This window comes from Bifidobacterium criceti (assembly GCF_002286935.1).
Lineage (GTDB): Bacteria > Actinomycetota > Actinomycetes > Actinomycetales > Bifidobacteriaceae > Bifidobacterium > Bifidobacterium criceti.
This window is the reverse complement of sequence record NZ_MVOH01000015.1, coordinates 69,954-84,638: the sequence shown is the minus strand read 5'-3', so window position 1 is coordinate 84,638 and position 14,685 is coordinate 69,954. Positions and strand designations below refer to the sequence as shown.

Genomic DNA, 14,685 nt, shown 5'->3' with positions numbered 1-14,685 from the left:
GACGCGCGCCCGGCGCATGACGTGGGCGGCGTGTACAGGGACATGGGCACGCAGGCGCGGCTCGACGCGAAGCGCGAGGCGCTGGCACAGGCGCAGCGCAAAGCGCTCGAGGCGAAAGCCGAAGCGGTGCGCGGCAAGGCGCATGCGAAAGCGGCGGCAATCCGCGCGAAGGCCGACGGCAGGGCGGAACACGTCATCGCGAAAGGCGAAGCCAAGGCGGCGAGGATCGAAGGCGTCCGGACGGCGCGCAAACCCCGCAAGATCCGCCTCGACGTCCACGGGCGCGAGAAGCCGCTCATGCGCGGCTGGCTGCACGCATGCGCCACACCGCTCGCGGTCGCCGCAGGCATCGTGCTCATATGCCTCGCGCACGGCGCAGGGCTCAAATGGGCATGCGCGATCTTCATGACCTCGTCCCTCATCCTGTTCGGCAATTCCGCCGCCTACCATCTGGGCGACTGGTCGCCGCGCGTGACCGACGTGCTGCGCCGCATCGACCACGTCAACATCTTCCTGCTCATCGCCGGCACCTACACGCCCGTCTCCTTCGCACTCGACGCGTTCTGGCGCAACACGATCATCATCGGCATGTGGTCGTGCACGGCGGTCGCGATCGGCATCCACGTCATCTGGATCAACGCGCCACGCTGGCTGTACACGATTGTCTATATCATCTTCGGCGTCTCGGGCGTCGCGTTCATGGGCCTGTTCTGGACCTCCCCCGCCGCCGGTCCCGCTGTCGTCTGGCTGCTGCTCGCCGGTGGCGCATGCTACATCGCAGGAGCGGTCGTCTACGCGCTGCGCCGTCCCGATCCGTGGCCGAAGGCCTTCGGGTTCCACGAGATCTTCCATCTGGGGACAATCGCCGGATACGCATGCCATATGGTCGCGATCTACCTCGTCATCTGCCACCTCGCCTAGCGGCGCACCACGGCATGTACGGATATGCGGGGGCTCCCGGGGGAGGTCCGTCGACGGACCTCCCCCGGGAGCCCCCGCATATCCGTACATGCCGTGGTGCGCTCAGTCGAGCGGCTTCGCCTCCTTGACCGTAACGGAGATGTCACGGCCGTTCGGCGCCTTGTAGGTGACGACATCGCCTTCGTGCGCACCGAGGATCGCCGCGCCGATCGGCGATTCGGGGCTGATGACGTCGTAGTCGGTTGCGACGGCGATGTCACGTGAACCGAGCACGTACTTCATCTCGCGGCCGGCGAGGTCGATCGTCACGAGCGAGCCGTTGCCGACGGTGCCGGCATCGGGCGCCTCGAGAATCTTCGCATTGCGCAGCTTGACGATGAGCTCGTTGATGCGCCCCTCGTTCTTGCCCTGCTCCTCGCGTGCGGCCTGATAGCCGCCGTTCTCGGACAGGTCGCCTTCGGCGCGGGCCGCGGCGATGCGCTCGGTGATCTCCTCGCGGTACTCGCCTTCGCGGTATGCGAGTTCCTCCTTGAGCTTGTCATAGGCGTCCTGCGTGAGCAGGACGGTCTTTTCCTCTTCCGCCATGTGTGTCCTCCTTCATACAAGGCCGCGGTGCGGCCCCGCGCCATTGTCAGCGCGTCGAGATGATGTCCACAACGAACTCGAGCGTGTCATCGCCGCCGATGCCGGCCTGCGGCACGCCACGCGAGCCATAGCCGTACTCCGGCGGGATCGAGATGAGCAGACGCGAGCCGACGTTGTGGCCTGGGACGGTCTGGTCCCATCCCCTGATGACCTGGCCGACGCCGATGCCGAAACTCGCCGGCTGATGGCGTTCGAAGCTCGAATCGAACGCCTTGTCATTGCCCCACACCTGTCCGTGGTAGTTGACGGTCACCGTGTCGCCACGGCGCACCATCGGGCCATTGCCCTCGACGAGTTCGACGACCTTGAGCCCCTTGGGCGCATCCCCTTGCGGGAACGTCATCACCGGAAGGTCGCCGAACGCGCCCTCGACCGCTGGCATATCCTGAGCCATGTTTCCTCCTTGGTTCTCAGCACGACGCAACATAGAGTAGCACACGCCGCCCCATTGCGCCTGAAGGCCCAACCGGACGCCGCGGCCGCGCCGTCAGCATTCGACGACATTGAGCGCTAGGCCGCCTTTCGACGTCTCCTTGTACTTCGCCATCATGTCCTCGCCGGTCTCCTTCATCGTCCGGATGACCTGGTCGAGCGTCACGATGTGCGAGCCGTCGCCGAGCATCGCCATACGCACCGCGACGAGCGCCGTGTTCGCGGCGACGGCGTTGCGTTCGATGCACGGTATCTGCACCAATCCGCCGACTGGGTCGCATGTCAAGCCAAGGTGGTGTTCCATGCCGATCTCCGCCGCGTTCTCGACCTGCCGGGGCGTGCCCCCAACGACCGCGCACAGCCCGGCCGCCGCCATCGAACACGCCGAGCCGACCTCGCCCTGGCAGCCGACCTCGGCGCCGGATATCGACGCGTTGCGCTTGATGAGGTAGCCGATCGCCCCGGCCGTGAGCAGGAAATCGCGTACGTCCTCGTCGCGCGCATCCGCGAGGAGCGTACGGGAGTACATCAGCACGGCCGGTATGACCCCCGCCGACCCGTTCGTCGGCGCCGTGACGACACGGCCGCCCGCCGCATTCTCCTCGCTCACGGCGAGCGCGAACAGGTCGACCCACGCCGTCGGCGAGGATTCAAGTTCCCGGAAGCGTCCCACGACGCCCGTGTGCAGTACGTCGCCGGCGTTGCGCAGGCGCGCATAGACGCCCGGCGCACGGCGCGGGACGTCAAGCCCTCCCGGGAGCGTGCGTTGCACGCTTGTGCAGCCGGCGACGACACATGCGCGCATCGCCTCCCAAATCGCGTCGAGGCGCCTGTCGAGCACATCCGCGCCGTGCAACGCCGCCTCGTTCTCACGGACGATGCGCGCGATCGGCTTGTGTTCGCGGTCGCATATCGCGAGCAGCTCGTCCGCGCTTATGAACGGATGCGGCACACCGTTGAGCTCGTCCTGACTTCGGTACTCCCCTTCGCGTGTCTCCTTCGCGACGCGCTCGGCCTCGGCACCGTGCTCGTGCAGCGGCAGGACAGCGTCGTTGACGAGCCCTTCCTGGATGAAGCCGCCGCCAATCGAATACCAGACCTGTTCGAAGATGACGGTACCGTCGCCGCCGTAGGCGATGCGGCGCATCCCGTTGGGATGCGCCGCGAGGCGATGCCACACGTCAAGGATGATGTCATGGTCGAAATCGAACGGGACCGTGCGTGTGCCATCGAGATCGATCGTGCCGCGCGCGTCGCAACGTGTGTGGATGTCGGCGAGATATGTCGTGTCGACGTGTTGCGGATCATTGCCTTCGAGCCCTGCGACGGCGGCGCGGTCGGTGCCGTGGCCGAGTCCCGTGAGCGCAAGGGATCCGTACAGCACGACGGCGACGCGTCCGACATGCGGCAGCACACCGCGTTCGCGCATCGCCGCGGCAAACGCCCGCGTCGCGAGCATCGGCCCTACCGTATGCGATGAACTGGGGCCGACCCCGATGGAGAACAGATCAAGCACGCTGAACATACACGGCAGTATAGGTGCGCGTCCCCCGCAATGCCATGGCCGCTCGCGCGACGCGTAAGCCGACGGCGCCGCGGTGTCACAGCGCGTGGATCATCGTGTACAGCACATAACCGCCATAGCAGGCGATGAGCACCGTGGCGGCTGCGGCCACGATGAGCGCCGTACGGTGCTTCGCGAGCCGTTCGCCGAGCGTATAGGCGGCGAAGAACGCGGCAAGGCCAAGCAACGCGCCGTTGACCCCCATGAGCATCGTGTCGTGCGAGGAAAGCACGCCCGCGCCGAGCCGTCCGGTGATCATATTGCGGATGCCGAGGATGACCCACACCGTCCATACGCCGAACGAGAGCGCACCGACCGACGCGTAGACGAGCGGCCGGAGCTTGCGGCGCATGCGGTAGGCGAACGATTCGGCGCACCACAGCAGTGCGAAGCCGACGACATACGCGAACATGACGGCGAGCAACGCGCAGACGCCAGCCCACGGCACGAGCGCGAAGACGGACGGTTCGAGGTTCGCGGTGAGCGGTGCGCAGAAGATCTCACAACCTGTGAGTGTCGCGGCGAGCACGACTGCCTGCGCGAGCATGATCGGCACGCCGCTTGTCTTGTCCTTCGTGATGTCCATGTACCGCCGTGCGCGTGTCGTGTCCGCCGTCCGCATCGAGGTTGATTCGCCCATGTCGTTCCCATCGTCCGTTCGTCTGATTGCCATGATGCTTGGGAGTGTACGGAGCAAAAGCGCGCATTGTGTTACGGGGGCATGACGTGTGCGTGAGGAGCGTCCGCCATCGGATGCGCGTGGGCCTCCCATCCGCCGCGACATGTCGCGGCGGATGGGAGGCCCACGTTTCCGGTGCCCCCAGTGGGACTCGAACCCACAAGCCGAAGCGTTCGATTTTAAGTCGAATGCGTATACCGATTTCGCCATGGGGGCGGGCCGCGCCGGCGGCCAAACCGTCATTATGCCATATCAGCGTTTGGCAAGCAAACGACGTCCCAAGTCGAGCACAAGCCCGTCGAGCAGGCCATGCTCGCTTGCGACATACGAGTCGATGACCTTGCCGTGGTCGTCGAAGGCGGCTTCGGCGACACGCGCGAGCACGCGGTTCCAGATGAGCGCGCCGCCGCCGACGACATCGATGCGCCCCGGATGGATCGTCTTGTACGCACGGCGTTCTTCACGCGTCATATGCAGGAATCGGTCGTCGACGTCGAAGGCGGTCGCGAAATCCATGCGCACACCGTCGACGGCGGCATGGTCGTATTGCGTCAATCCCATCGCAAGCGCCGTCATCGTCGTGACGGTGCCCGACACGCCGATGATCGTGTTCACGGTGCCGGCGGGCACATGGGCGAAGGCCTCGTCGATGTGCCGGTCGATGTCCATGACGGTGTCATCGACCTCCTGCTGTGTCGGCGGATCGGCATGCAGATGGCGCTCCGTCATGCGTACCGAACCGATGTCCATCGAGAACGCGGCGCACACCGTCGTCGCCTCGTTCCCGGCGCCGCCGACGACGAGTTCGGTCGACCCTCCCCCGAGGTCGACGACGAGGAACGGCGGTTCGAGGTCGTCGCGCGTCGTCATCGCCGTCGCCGCGAGGAAGCTCAGGTCTGCTTCCTCGGTGCCGCTGATCACTTCGGGGCGCACACCGAGGATCGATTCGATCGTGTCCTCGAACTCTTCGCGGTTCCTGGCGTCGCGCGTCGCCGATGTCGCGACGAACCGCAGCGCGTCCACATCGTGCGTCGCGAGGACTTCGGCGAATTCGCGCGCGGCGGCATAGGTGCGCTCAAGGGCGTCCTCGGCGAAGCGGTGCGTCTTGTCGACGCCTTCGCCGAGGCGTACGACGCGCAGCATGCGGGGGACGACATCGTGGATGCCGTTCGCGTCGACACGGGCGATCTTGAGACGGATCGAATTCGTGCCGCAGTCGATGCCGGCGACGGTGACCGACGGCGCGCCGTCGTCCGCTTGACCATCCCTCTGTCCCTCCGCCGTACCACCACGCGTGGAAGCGCGACGCGCGCGTGTTCCGGCGTCCGCTTTGTCAAGTGGCACGCAACGGCACGCGTCCGGCGTGAATTCATCGCGCATGCGCGCCAACGCGTCATCACCGATTGGATTGGCACCCGGCCCCATGACGAGGCTCTGTGCGACGAGTGCATGGAGGCATTTGACACGTGTCGGCATGCCTCCCGCGCTCGTGCCCTCGATGTGCTCCTCGCTGTCACCGAGCCGCGCGGCGAGCGCATGGCGGAACGCGAGGTACATCATATGGGCGTGTTCGTAGGCGCGTCGCAGGTCTTCGTCTTCGGCGAGGCGCGCGTTGTATTCCCTCATGACGCCGTCCGCTTCGAGATGTGAAGCGGCCTTGACGGCTTCGGGACTCGTCAGGTACATCGTCGTCGGGAATGGGATCCTCCCGTCGACGAGTGGACGCGTGATGACGGCGAGTGGACGGCCGCAGCGGCAGCGTGCGCCGACGGCGACCATGCCGCGCGGATACCTTCCGAGTTGCGCGCCCACGGTCGCGATGTCCCCTTTGTCCGCGGGTTCGGCGAGGAACCGGTCCACGAGCGCGCTCGCCTGCTGCATCATATCGGCGTCGAATTCGGTCACTGCTGCTCCTTCGTCTTGTCGTCGCCCGCGCCGTCCGGCTGCGTGGCGCCTTCGCCATGGTCTCCGTCCTGTGTCTTCGTCTTGCCTGCGTCGGCTTCCTTGAAGGAATACGCCATCTCGCTGTACCACGGCAACGTCGATTCCTGTGCGCCGTTCGTCCCGTCGAGCGGCGTCGGCGTCTTCCTGCCGGTCACCGCCTCGGGATGCTCGACACGGATCGGCTGCTCCCCCGGGAACACATAGCCGAGCCGTTCACGTGCCTGCGCGGTCACATAGGCGTCGTCGTCCCACCGGTCGATGTCGTTCTCGAGTTCCTTCTTCTGGGCGACGAGCGCCGCCTCCTGCTTCCTCAGGCTGTTGAGCTCGGACAGGTCGAGCGCATAGGAATGGAATGTCGAGACGAGTTGGATGAGCCCCAATGCGATGATGAAGAGCGCGACGAAGAAGGCGATCGGCCCCGCGCTCGTCTTGCGCGGCGTCGCCGGTTTCGGTCGTGTGGCGCGTGTCCGTGTGCTCATGGACACGAAAATACCCGCCGCATTCGACGAGCGGATGCGGCGGGCGGATTGGTCACATGATCATGCGACGCGCGTCACGATGCGCGCCGCATGTGCGATCACATGTACTGCTTGCAGGCCTTGAAGGCGCTGTAGCCGGCGTACTCGGCGGTCGAACCGAGCTCCTCCTCGATCTCGAGCAGGCGGTTGTACTTCGCGATGCGCTCGCCACGCGCCGGGGCGCCGGTCTTGATCTGGCCGGTGTTCTTCGCGACCGCGAGATCGGAGATCGTCGTGTCCGGGGTCTCGCCCGAACGGTGGGAGACCATCGACGTGAAACCGTTCTTCGTCGCCAGTTCGATTGCGTCGAGCGTCTCGGAGACGGTGCCGATCTGGTTGAGCTTGACGAGCAGCGAGTTGCCCGCGCCCATGTCGATGCCCTTCTTGAGGCGCACCGGGTTCGTGACGAAGAGGTCGTCGCCGACGAACTGCAGACGGTCGCCGAGCGCCTTCGTGATCTTCGCCCAGTCTTCCCAGCCTTCCTCCTGGAACGGATCCTCGATCGAGACGATCGGGAACTGGTCGACGAGCTGCTCGTAGAAGTCGAGCATGTAGGAGGCGTCACGGTCCTCGCCGTCGAAGTGGTACAGGCCGGTCTCCTTGTTGTAGAACTCGGATGAGGCGACGTCGAGCGCGATGCCGATCTGCTTGCCCGGCTCATAGCCGGCGGCCGAGATCGCGTCCATGATGTACTTGAGCGAGTCCTCGTTCGTCTTCATCTTCGGAGCGAAGCCACCCTCGTCGCCGAGGCCGGTCGCAAGGCCCTGCTTCTTGAGGACGTTCTTGAGGGTGTGGTAGACCTCGACACCCGCCTGGAGCGCCTCGGAATAGGTCTCGAAGCCATACGGGGAGATCATGTACTCCTGGATGTCGGTCGCGAAGTCGGCGTGCGCGCCGCCGTTCATGATGTTCATGTTCGGGACCGGCAGGATGTGGCCGTTCGTGCCGCCGATGTAACGGTAGAGCGGCAGTTCGGCGGTCTCGGCGGCCGCGTAGAGGGCTGCGAGCGAGACGCCGAGAATCGCATTGGCGCCGAGACGGCCCTTGTTCGGGGTGCCGTCGAGCTCGATCATCAGGTCGTCGAGCGCACGCTGGTCGGCCGCGTCCATGCCGATGACCTTCGGCGCGATCTCCTCGTTGACGGCCTTGACCGCATTGAGGACGCCCTTGCCCATGTATACGGACTTGTCGCCGTCGCGACGCTCCCAAGCCTCCGCTTCGCCGGTCGACGCGCCGGACGGGACGAGGCCGATGCCACGCGCGCCGTCTTCGGTGTCGAGTACGACCTCGACGGTCGGGTTGCCACGGGAATCAAGGATCTGGCGTGCATACACGCTTTCAATTGCTGCCACAACTGCTCCTTATGTGTACGGGTTGTGATGACATTTGCAAGAGTAATGCCGTTGTTGGACGAGACGCAAGTTTCCCGAGCGAATAATGTGAGCGCTCACCCTCCTCCAACGGATGCGCGCGATGTGTCCGCAGGCGGCCCACGCCGCGTCCGAACCATACACACGGATGGACATTGTCCAGTGGTCGCGGCGATAATGTTCGCCGACACGGGGTGCCCGGGCCATGACCTTGAACATGCTGGACGTCCGCTGCGATCCGCTTGATGCGGAGCGGCGCGGAAAGCGGGTCGGCTGGGCTGAGATCACACTCGTCGAACCTGAAATAGACAATGCTATCGAAGGGAATGTCATGTCGACCTTGGAGGATCCCGGCACCATCGTGCCCACACACCACGAAATGCGCGCTCGCGATGCCATACACCGCGGCGCGCACGGCGGCCAGCCGGACAGCCGTTTCGCCGCATGCGCACGACGCATGCCGTATCTCGCGGCGCATACGCTCATCGCGTGGGCGTCGACTGCCGTGCTCGTCGTATTGTGGTTCCTCGGCACACGTTCTCCCGCCGGCACGCGTGCGTTGCCTTCCCCCGGCGAAGTCGCCGCCGCTGCCGCCTCACTCGCGTCCGACGGCGTGTTGTGGCCATCGGTGCGCGTCAGCGTGGCGCGCGTCATGGCGGGGCTTGCGATCGGTGTCGCACTCGCCGTGCCAGCCGGCATCATCTCGGGTGCGAGCCGCATCGGCGAAGCCGTCATCGGCAAACCGGCACATATGCTGCGCGCCATCCCCTTCCCCGCGCTTGCGCCATTGCTCATCGTCATGCTCGGCATCGGCGAGGCGATGAAGGTCGCCCTCATCGCGATCGGCGCGTTCTCGCTCATTTACGTCAACGTACGTGACGGCGTGCGCGCGATAGACCCGGGACTCCTCGAGCTTGCACGCGCCTACCGCATGCCGCGGCGTGTCGTCTTCATGAAGATCCTGCTGCGCGGTGCGCTGCCGCAATTCATGACCGGGTTGCGCTTCGCGCTCACCGTCTCGTGGATTGCCCTCGTGACATGTGAGACGGTCAATTCCTCTGCCGGCATAGGCTATCTGCTCTCCCGGGCCCAGCAGTTCTTCCGCACCGACCAGATGGTGCTGTGCATCGTGTTGTATGCGGCACTCGGGCTGCTGAGCGAATGGCTCGTGTCGATGCTTGAGCGCGCAGTGCGTGTGCATGCCTGACAGCCGTCTGTTTCACCAACCATCACCTTCATCGAATTCACCCACACGGTCCGGTCATCCCCGGCCGGCCCCGCCATGCCAGAAGGAGGCATCATGTCATCCAAATCCCTTATGTCCCGCCCGATGCCGCGACTCGCACGCACAGCCGCCGCAGCCGTGAGCGCGGCCGCGCTTGCGCTCGCCGCATGCGCATGCGGCGAGCAACCGCAGGCACGCTCCGACGGCGACGCCCCGATGCGTGTCGCCTACCTGTCCACGGCGAATTACCTGACGACGGTGCGCGACGAGCCTTTCCTCGATGAGACGATGGGCGCGACCGACGTCGAATTCACCGGCCCATACAACCCGACCGACGCCTATGCCGCCGTATTGTCCGGCAACGCGGATGCGACAAGTACCGGGACCGGGTCGTTCATCGACTTCCTCGCCCAGGGCCAGCCATGGATGGCATTCGCGATCGAATACTACGAAGGCGATTCGCAAGGCATCGTCGCCGCCCCCGGTTCCGGCATCACGTCACTCAATAACCTGAAGGGCAGGAAGGTCGCGATCATCAAACGCGGCGGCACGGGCGACTATGTCCTGCACAAGGCGCTCGAACACACCGATGTCGACGTCGAGGATGTCGACGTCGTCGAAATGAGCCCGAGCAATTTCCAGGCCGCGTTCACCTCCGGGCAGATCGACGCGCTCTCGTCATTCGACCAGAACCTCGCCGCGGCGGTCGCGACACCGGGCGCGAAGCTGCTCATCGATGGCGAGGACTACGACAACCACAACGTGTCAATCCACATCGTCTCGAAGGATTTCGCGACAAGACACCCCGAAGCGGTCAAGGCGATGTACCGTGCGCTCGTCAAAGAGTCCGAAGCGGCGCAGCGGCGTCCCACGATCATCACCGACGCCTACAAGGAATTCGGCGCTTCGGATGAAACCGCCGAGCAGATCGCACAGTTCGATGTGCCGAAGATCCTGCCGATTGACGCGCAAGGGCGTGCGATGCTCGAAGCGCAGGCGAAGGAATACGTCGATTTCGGTTTCATCGACACGACGCCGGACATCGCGGCCGCGACGATGGACTGCAGCGCATGAACGCGCCGACGCAGGCCGTGACACTCGACGGCGTATGCAAATCATTCGGCGGCCACGATGTGCTCTCCAATGTGCGCATGCATGTCGGCGTGCATGAGACGGTCGCGCTCATCGGACGCTCGGGATGCGGCAAATCGACGCTTCTGCGCATCATCGCCGGCCTGCTCGAACCCGAACGGGGTGCGGTGAGCACAGACGCCCGCGTCTCGTTCGGGTTCCAGGATGCGCGGCTCGTGCCCTGGCTGCGCGTTTGGGACAATGTGACGCTCGGCATGAGGCCGGACGGCGCCTCGTCGATGCGCCGGGCACGCAAGGCGGCCGCCAAACGGGCGCTCATGCATGTCGGGCTCGCCGATGCCGTGGACATGATGCCGGCGGCGTTGTCGGGAGGCCAACGTCAGCGCGTCTCGCTCGCCCGCGCGTTGGTACGCGAACCGCAGCTGCTGTTGCTCGACGAGCCGTTCGGCGCGCTCGACGCACTCACACGCTTCGACATGCAGGACCTGCTCGCCGGCCTGCGTGCGGAGCTCGGCTTCGCGACGGTCCTTGTCACGCATGACGTCGCCGAGGCGGTGCGGCTTGCCGACCGCATCCTCGTGCTCGCCGGCGGCGAGATCCATGACGAGATGCATGTCGACCGCTCCTCGCTTGACGACGTGGGGCGTCCCGTCGGCCATGCACTGCTCGAACAGCGGTTGCGCGACGCCCTGGCCGCCTGAGGGTCCCGGCAGGGAAGCACATCCCGGCCGGGACCACGCATAGCCGGCATGCCGTCATGTGCGCGGCTTCGGCGTCCATGCGAGGTCGTCGAGCAGCTGTTCGGTCCACTTGATGACGTCATCGGATGACATCGGCCCCGATCCGAGCGTCCCCTCGAACGGCGTCGGAATCATATAGGTGTGCGTGAGCGGACGGTATTGGGCACCCTTGTAGATGCGTTCGATGCGCATACGCACCGATTCGGGCGGATCGATCCCCCCGACGCGCAGCTTGCCGCCTTGGCCGACGATTTCGGTGATGCCGAGGCCACGGGCGCGCTCACGCAGCCTCGCGATGTCGAAAAGCGACGTGAAGACCTGCGGCGGCTTGCCGTAGCGGTCGGTGAGCTCTTCACGCAGCTCCTCGAGGTCGTCGTCGTCCCTCGCCTCGGCGAGTTTGCGGTACGCCTCGAGACGCAACTTGTCCGCATCGATGTAGTCGACCGGAATCGACGCCTCGATCGGCAGGTCGATCGACACGACGGGCGGCTCGGTGCGGTCCGGCTCCTTATAATCCTCAATCGCCTCGGAAACCATGCGCACATAGAGGTCGAACCCGACACCCTCGATATGGCCGCTTTGTTCATCGCCGAGCAGATTGCCGGTGCCACGCAGCTCGAGGTCCTTCATCGCGACATCGAAGCCGCTTCCCAAGGCCGTGTTCTGCGCGATTGTCACGAGTCGTTCGTGTGACTGCTCGGTCATCGGCTTGCCTGGATCGTACAGGAAATACGCGTAGGCGCGTTCGCGGCCGCGGCCGACGCGTCCGCGCAGCTGGTGTAGCTGGCTCAAGCCGAAACGGTCGGCATGGTCGACGATGAGCGTGTTCGCGTTCGAGATGTCAAGCCCGGTCTCGACGATCGTCGTGCACAGCAGCACATCGATGTCCCGGTGCCAGAAATCGCGGATGACCTGATCGAGCTGTTTGCGCCCCATTTTGCCGTGTGCGATGCCGATGCGCGCCTCGGGGACGAGCTCGTGCAGTTTCGCGGCCTTCTTGTCGATGTCCTCGACGCGGTTGTGGATGTAGAAAACCTGGCCGCCGCGCAGCAGTTCGCGGCGGATCGCCGCCGTGACCTGCGCGTCCTCGTACGCGCCGACATAGGTGAGGACCGGCAGACGGTCCTCGGGCGGCGTCGCGAGCGTCGACATCTCACGGATGCCGGTCACGGCCATTTCGAGCGTACGTGGGATCGGCGTCGCCGACAGGCTCAGCACATCAACGTTCGTGCGGATCGCCTTGAGCGCCTCCTTCGCCTCGACGCCGAAGCGCTGCTCCTCATCGATGATGACGAGGCCGAGGTCCTTGAACGTGATCTTCGGATTGAGCAGTTTGTGCGTGCCGATGACGACGTCGACGGAACCGTCGGCGAGGCCCTTGATCGTCTCGTTGATCTGCTTCGTGCTCTGGAAACGGCTCATCGCCGCGACGTTGACCGGGAACCCCTCGAAGCGCTCGGTGAAGGTCTCATAATGCTGCTGGACGAGGAGCGTCGTCGGCACGAGCACGGCGACCTGTTTGGAGTCCTGCACGGCCTTGAACGCGGCACGCACGGCGATCTCGGTCTTGCCGAAGCCGACGTCGCCGCATATGAGGCGGTCCATCGGCAGCGGCTTCTCCATGTCCGCCTTGACGTCGTCGATCGTCGTGAGCTGGTCGGCGGTCTCCTGGTACGGGAAGGCGTCCTCAAGCTCCTTCTGCCACGGCGTGTCCTTGCTGAACGCGAACCCCTTCGTGCGCTGGCGCGCCGAATACAGTTTGATGAGGTTCTGCGCGATCTCGTGGACGTGTTTCCTCGCCTTCGCCTTCGTCGCCGCCCAGTCCGACCCGCCGAGCTTGTTGAGCTTCGGGATCTCGGCGCCGATGTACTTGCTCACGAGGTCGAGCTGGTCGGTCGGGATGAACAGCTTGTCCGGCGGCGCGTTGCGTTTGCCCGGCGCGTATTCGATGACGAGGTACTCGCGCGTCGTGCGGTTCCTTCCCGAACCGGTCGTGCGCTGGCGCATCTCGATGAACCTGCCGATGCCGTGTTGTTCATGCACGACGAAATCGCCGGGTTTGAGCTCCATGAGGTCGATGGATTTGCGGCGTTTGCGTGGCGTCTTCGGCCCACCGGCGGCGCTTTCACGCCCGGTGATGTCACGTTCGGTCAGCAGCGCGACCTTCGCACGGTGTTCGATGAAGCCGTCGCGCGCCTGCGAGCGCACCGGTGTGACGTCGGTCACGCCGACGGCGTTGAGCATGCGCGTGAGCCTGTGGAGCGTGCCTTGTGCAGCCGCCGTGAGCGTCACGGCGTAGCCGTCGGCGAGCAGTGTGCGCACGCCTTGTTCGGTGCGCCGCTCGTCACCGCGGAACTCCCGCGGCGTCTGCGCGTCGATCTGCAGATGGCCGGGCATCGATGTGTCGACGGTGAACCCACTGACCTTCCACAGTTCGCGTTCGCTGTATGCGAGTGAGGAGACGACTTCGTCGTAGGCGAGGAAGTTCGCCCCGTCGAAGGTGATAGGGGCACCCGCGCCGTGTCCGGACGCGGCGACATGCCAGCTCGTCGCGAGGAATTCGTTCGCGGTCTTCGCGAGGTCGTCGACGGCACGGCGCAGCTTCTCGGGGTCGCACAGCATGACGACGGAGCGTCGCGGCAGCATCGACGAGACGGGGCACATGTCGTCGATGAGCGCCGGCATGAGCGATTCCATGCCTTCGACGGGAATCGCCTGCGCGATCGATTCGAGCATGTCGTCGGCGTTCGGGATGCGTCCGATGAGCGAACGCGCGCGTTCGCGGACCTCGGGTGTCAATTGCAGTTCGCGGCATGGCGTCGCCCATACGGTTTCGATGGTCCCACCATAGGTGCGTTGGTCGGATGCGTGGAATTCACGGATTGATTCGATCTCGTCGCCGAAGAACTCGATGCGCACCGGATGCGGCAGTGTAGGCGGAAACACGTCGATGAGGCCGCCGCGCACGGCGAATTCGCCGCGGTCCATGACGAGGTCGACGCGCGTGTAGGCGTTGCGCACAAGCGCCGCGGACGCCTCGTCGAGCGCGACCTCCTCCCCGACCGTGAACACGAGCGGCTCGACGTCGCCGATGCCGGCGACGACCGGTTGGATGAGCGAACGCACCGGCATGACGAGGATGCGGATCGGCCCGAACATCGCGTTGCCCGGCTCGGGGTGGCACAGCCTGCGGAAGACCTCCATGCGGTTCGCGACGGTGTCGGCGCGTGGCGAAAGACGTTCATGCGGCAGCGTCTCCCATGCCTCAAGCTGGGCTACGGCCGCCGGGTCGCCGTCGTACCATGAGCGCACATCGTCGACGAGCTCCTCGGCCTCACGGCCCGACGGCACGACGATGACGATGGGGTCGAGCGCGGCGCGCGCCGCCGCGAGCGCGGGGCGGATGCCGTCGGGAGCGCCGATGACGAGACTGGGGTCGCCCGCCGCGTCCGGGGTGTCGGCGAGTCCGTGGGCGAGGTCATGGAACGTGGGGTCGGCGTCGAGCGCGGCGCGCAGCGCCGCGAGCGAACCATGGTGGAGTTCGTGTTCGTTCAT

12 protein-coding genes and 1 tRNA gene are annotated in these 14,685 nt (G+C 65.5%); 4 read left to right on the top strand and 9 right to left on the bottom strand.

Annotated elements, in window-relative coordinates; translation table 11 throughout:
* Positions 1 to 42: 42 nt before the first annotated feature.
* Positions 43 to 921 (top strand): PAQR family membrane homeostasis protein TrhA, encoded by an 879-nt coding sequence (gene trhA, locus B1526_RS06935; protein ID WP_095615404.1) that lies wholly within the window; start codon positions 43 to 45, stop codon positions 919 to 921.
* A 102-nt stretch (positions 922 to 1,023) separates the two neighbouring features.
* Here the strand turns inward: trhA and B1526_RS06930 are convergent, their stop codons facing one another.
* The 8 genes from B1526_RS06930 to eno form a co-directional block, all read right to left on the bottom strand.
* Positions 1,024 to 1,506 (bottom strand): GreA/GreB family elongation factor, encoded by a 483-nt coding sequence (locus tag B1526_RS06930; protein ID WP_095615334.1) that lies wholly within the window; start codon positions 1,504 to 1,506, stop codon positions 1,024 to 1,026.
* Between the two features lie 46 nt (positions 1,507 to 1,552).
* Positions 1,553 to 1,960 carry an FKBP-type peptidyl-prolyl cis-trans isomerase gene (locus tag B1526_RS06925; protein ID WP_095615333.1) on the bottom strand — a complete coding sequence of 136 codons (408 nt, stop codon included), beginning with the start codon at positions 1,958 to 1,960 and terminating at the stop codon, positions 1,553 to 1,555.
* A 93-nt stretch (positions 1,961 to 2,053) separates the two neighbouring features.
* Entirely contained in the window at positions 2,054 to 3,523 is a 1,470-nt protein-coding gene (locus B1526_RS06920; RefSeq protein ID WP_095615332.1) for an L-serine ammonia-lyase, read from the bottom strand.
* Between the two features lie 76 nt (positions 3,524 to 3,599).
* A complete protein-coding gene (locus B1526_RS06915; protein WP_235607094.1) occupies positions 3,600 to 4,235 on the bottom strand; it encodes a cadmium transporter in 636 nt (211 codons plus the stop codon).
* 142 nt (positions 4,236 to 4,377) lie between these two features.
* Positions 4,378 to 4,457 (bottom strand) — tRNA-Leu (locus B1526_RS06910).
* 36 nt (positions 4,458 to 4,493) lie between these two features.
* Positions 4,494 to 6,125, bottom strand: a complete 1,632-nt coding sequence (locus tag B1526_RS06905; RefSeq protein WP_095615402.1) for a DUF501 domain-containing protein — start codon at positions 6,123 to 6,125, stop codon at positions 4,494 to 4,496.
* 17 nt (positions 6,126 to 6,142) lie between these two features.
* Positions 6,143 to 6,664 (bottom strand): FtsB family cell division protein, encoded by a 522-nt coding sequence (locus B1526_RS06900; protein WP_095615331.1) that lies wholly within the window; start codon positions 6,662 to 6,664, stop codon positions 6,143 to 6,145.
* A gap of 98 nt (positions 6,665 to 6,762) precedes the next feature.
* Positions 6,763 to 8,055, bottom strand: a complete 1,293-nt coding sequence (eno, locus tag B1526_RS06895; RefSeq protein WP_095615330.1) for a phosphopyruvate hydratase — start codon at positions 8,053 to 8,055, stop codon at positions 6,763 to 6,765.
* Positions 8,056 to 8,452: 397 nt separating this feature from the next.
* Between eno and B1526_RS06890 the strand changes: the two genes are divergently transcribed.
* The 3 genes from B1526_RS06890 (at position 8,453) to B1526_RS06880 (ending at position 11,091) form a co-directional block, all read left to right on the top strand.
* Positions 8,453 to 9,280 (top strand): ABC transporter permease, encoded by an 828-nt coding sequence (locus B1526_RS06890; RefSeq protein WP_456061923.1) that lies wholly within the window; start codon positions 8,453 to 8,455, stop codon positions 9,278 to 9,280.
* Positions 9,281 to 9,373: 93 nt separating this feature from the next.
* Positions 9,374 to 10,372 carry an ABC transporter substrate-binding protein gene (locus B1526_RS06885; protein WP_235607093.1) on the top strand — a complete coding sequence of 333 codons (999 nt, stop codon included), beginning with the start codon at positions 9,374 to 9,376 and terminating at the stop codon, positions 10,370 to 10,372.
* Positions 10,369 to 11,091, top strand: a complete 723-nt coding sequence (locus tag B1526_RS06880; RefSeq protein ID WP_095615328.1) for an ABC transporter ATP-binding protein — start codon at positions 10,369 to 10,371, stop codon at positions 11,089 to 11,091. The genes B1526_RS06885 and B1526_RS06880 overlap by 4 nt, the downstream gene beginning before the upstream one ends.
* A 54-nt stretch (positions 11,092 to 11,145) precedes the next feature.
* Here B1526_RS06880 and mfd read toward each other — a convergent pair whose 3' ends face one another.
* A complete protein-coding gene (gene mfd, locus B1526_RS06875) occupies positions 11,146 to 14,685 on the bottom strand; it encodes a transcription-repair coupling factor (protein ID WP_235607092.1) in 3,540 nt (1,179 codons plus the stop codon).

Coding starts and splice junctions, on each gene's coding strand:
- trhA (WP_095615404.1), top strand. CDS start 43: ATGGGCACGCAGGCGCGGCTCGACGCGAAGCGCGAGGCGCTGGCACAG.
- B1526_RS06885 (WP_235607093.1), top strand. CDS start 9,374: ATGTCATCCAAATCCCTTATGTCCCGCCCGATGCCGCGACTCGCACGC.
- B1526_RS06915 (WP_235607094.1), bottom strand. CDS start 4,235: ATGGCAATCAGACGAACGGACGATGGGAACGACATGGGCGAATCAACC.
- B1526_RS06905 (WP_095615402.1), bottom strand. CDS start 6,125: ATGATGCAGCAGGCGAGCGCGCTCGTGGACCGGTTCCTCGCCGAACCC.
- B1526_RS06880 (WP_095615328.1), top strand. CDS start 10,369: ATGAACGCGCCGACGCAGGCCGTGACACTCGACGGCGTATGCAAATCA.
- B1526_RS06890 (WP_456061923.1), top strand. CDS start 8,453: ATGCGCGCTCGCGATGCCATACACCGCGGCGCGCACGGCGGCCAGCCG.
- B1526_RS06920 (WP_095615332.1), bottom strand. CDS start 3,523: ATGTTCAGCGTGCTTGATCTGTTCTCCATCGGGGTCGGCCCCAGTTCA.
- B1526_RS06930 (WP_095615334.1), bottom strand. CDS start 1,506: ATGGCGGAAGAGGAAAAGACCGTCCTGCTCACGCAGGACGCCTATGAC.
- B1526_RS06900 (WP_095615331.1), bottom strand. CDS start 6,664: ATGAGCACACGGACACGCGCCACACGACCGAAACCGGCGACGCCGCGC.
- mfd (WP_235607092.1), bottom strand. CDS start 14,685: ATGAACGAACACGAACTCCACCATGGTTCGCTCGCGGCGCTGCGCGCC.
- B1526_RS06925 (WP_095615333.1), bottom strand. CDS start 1,960: ATGGCTCAGGATATGCCAGCGGTCGAGGGCGCGTTCGGCGACCTTCCG.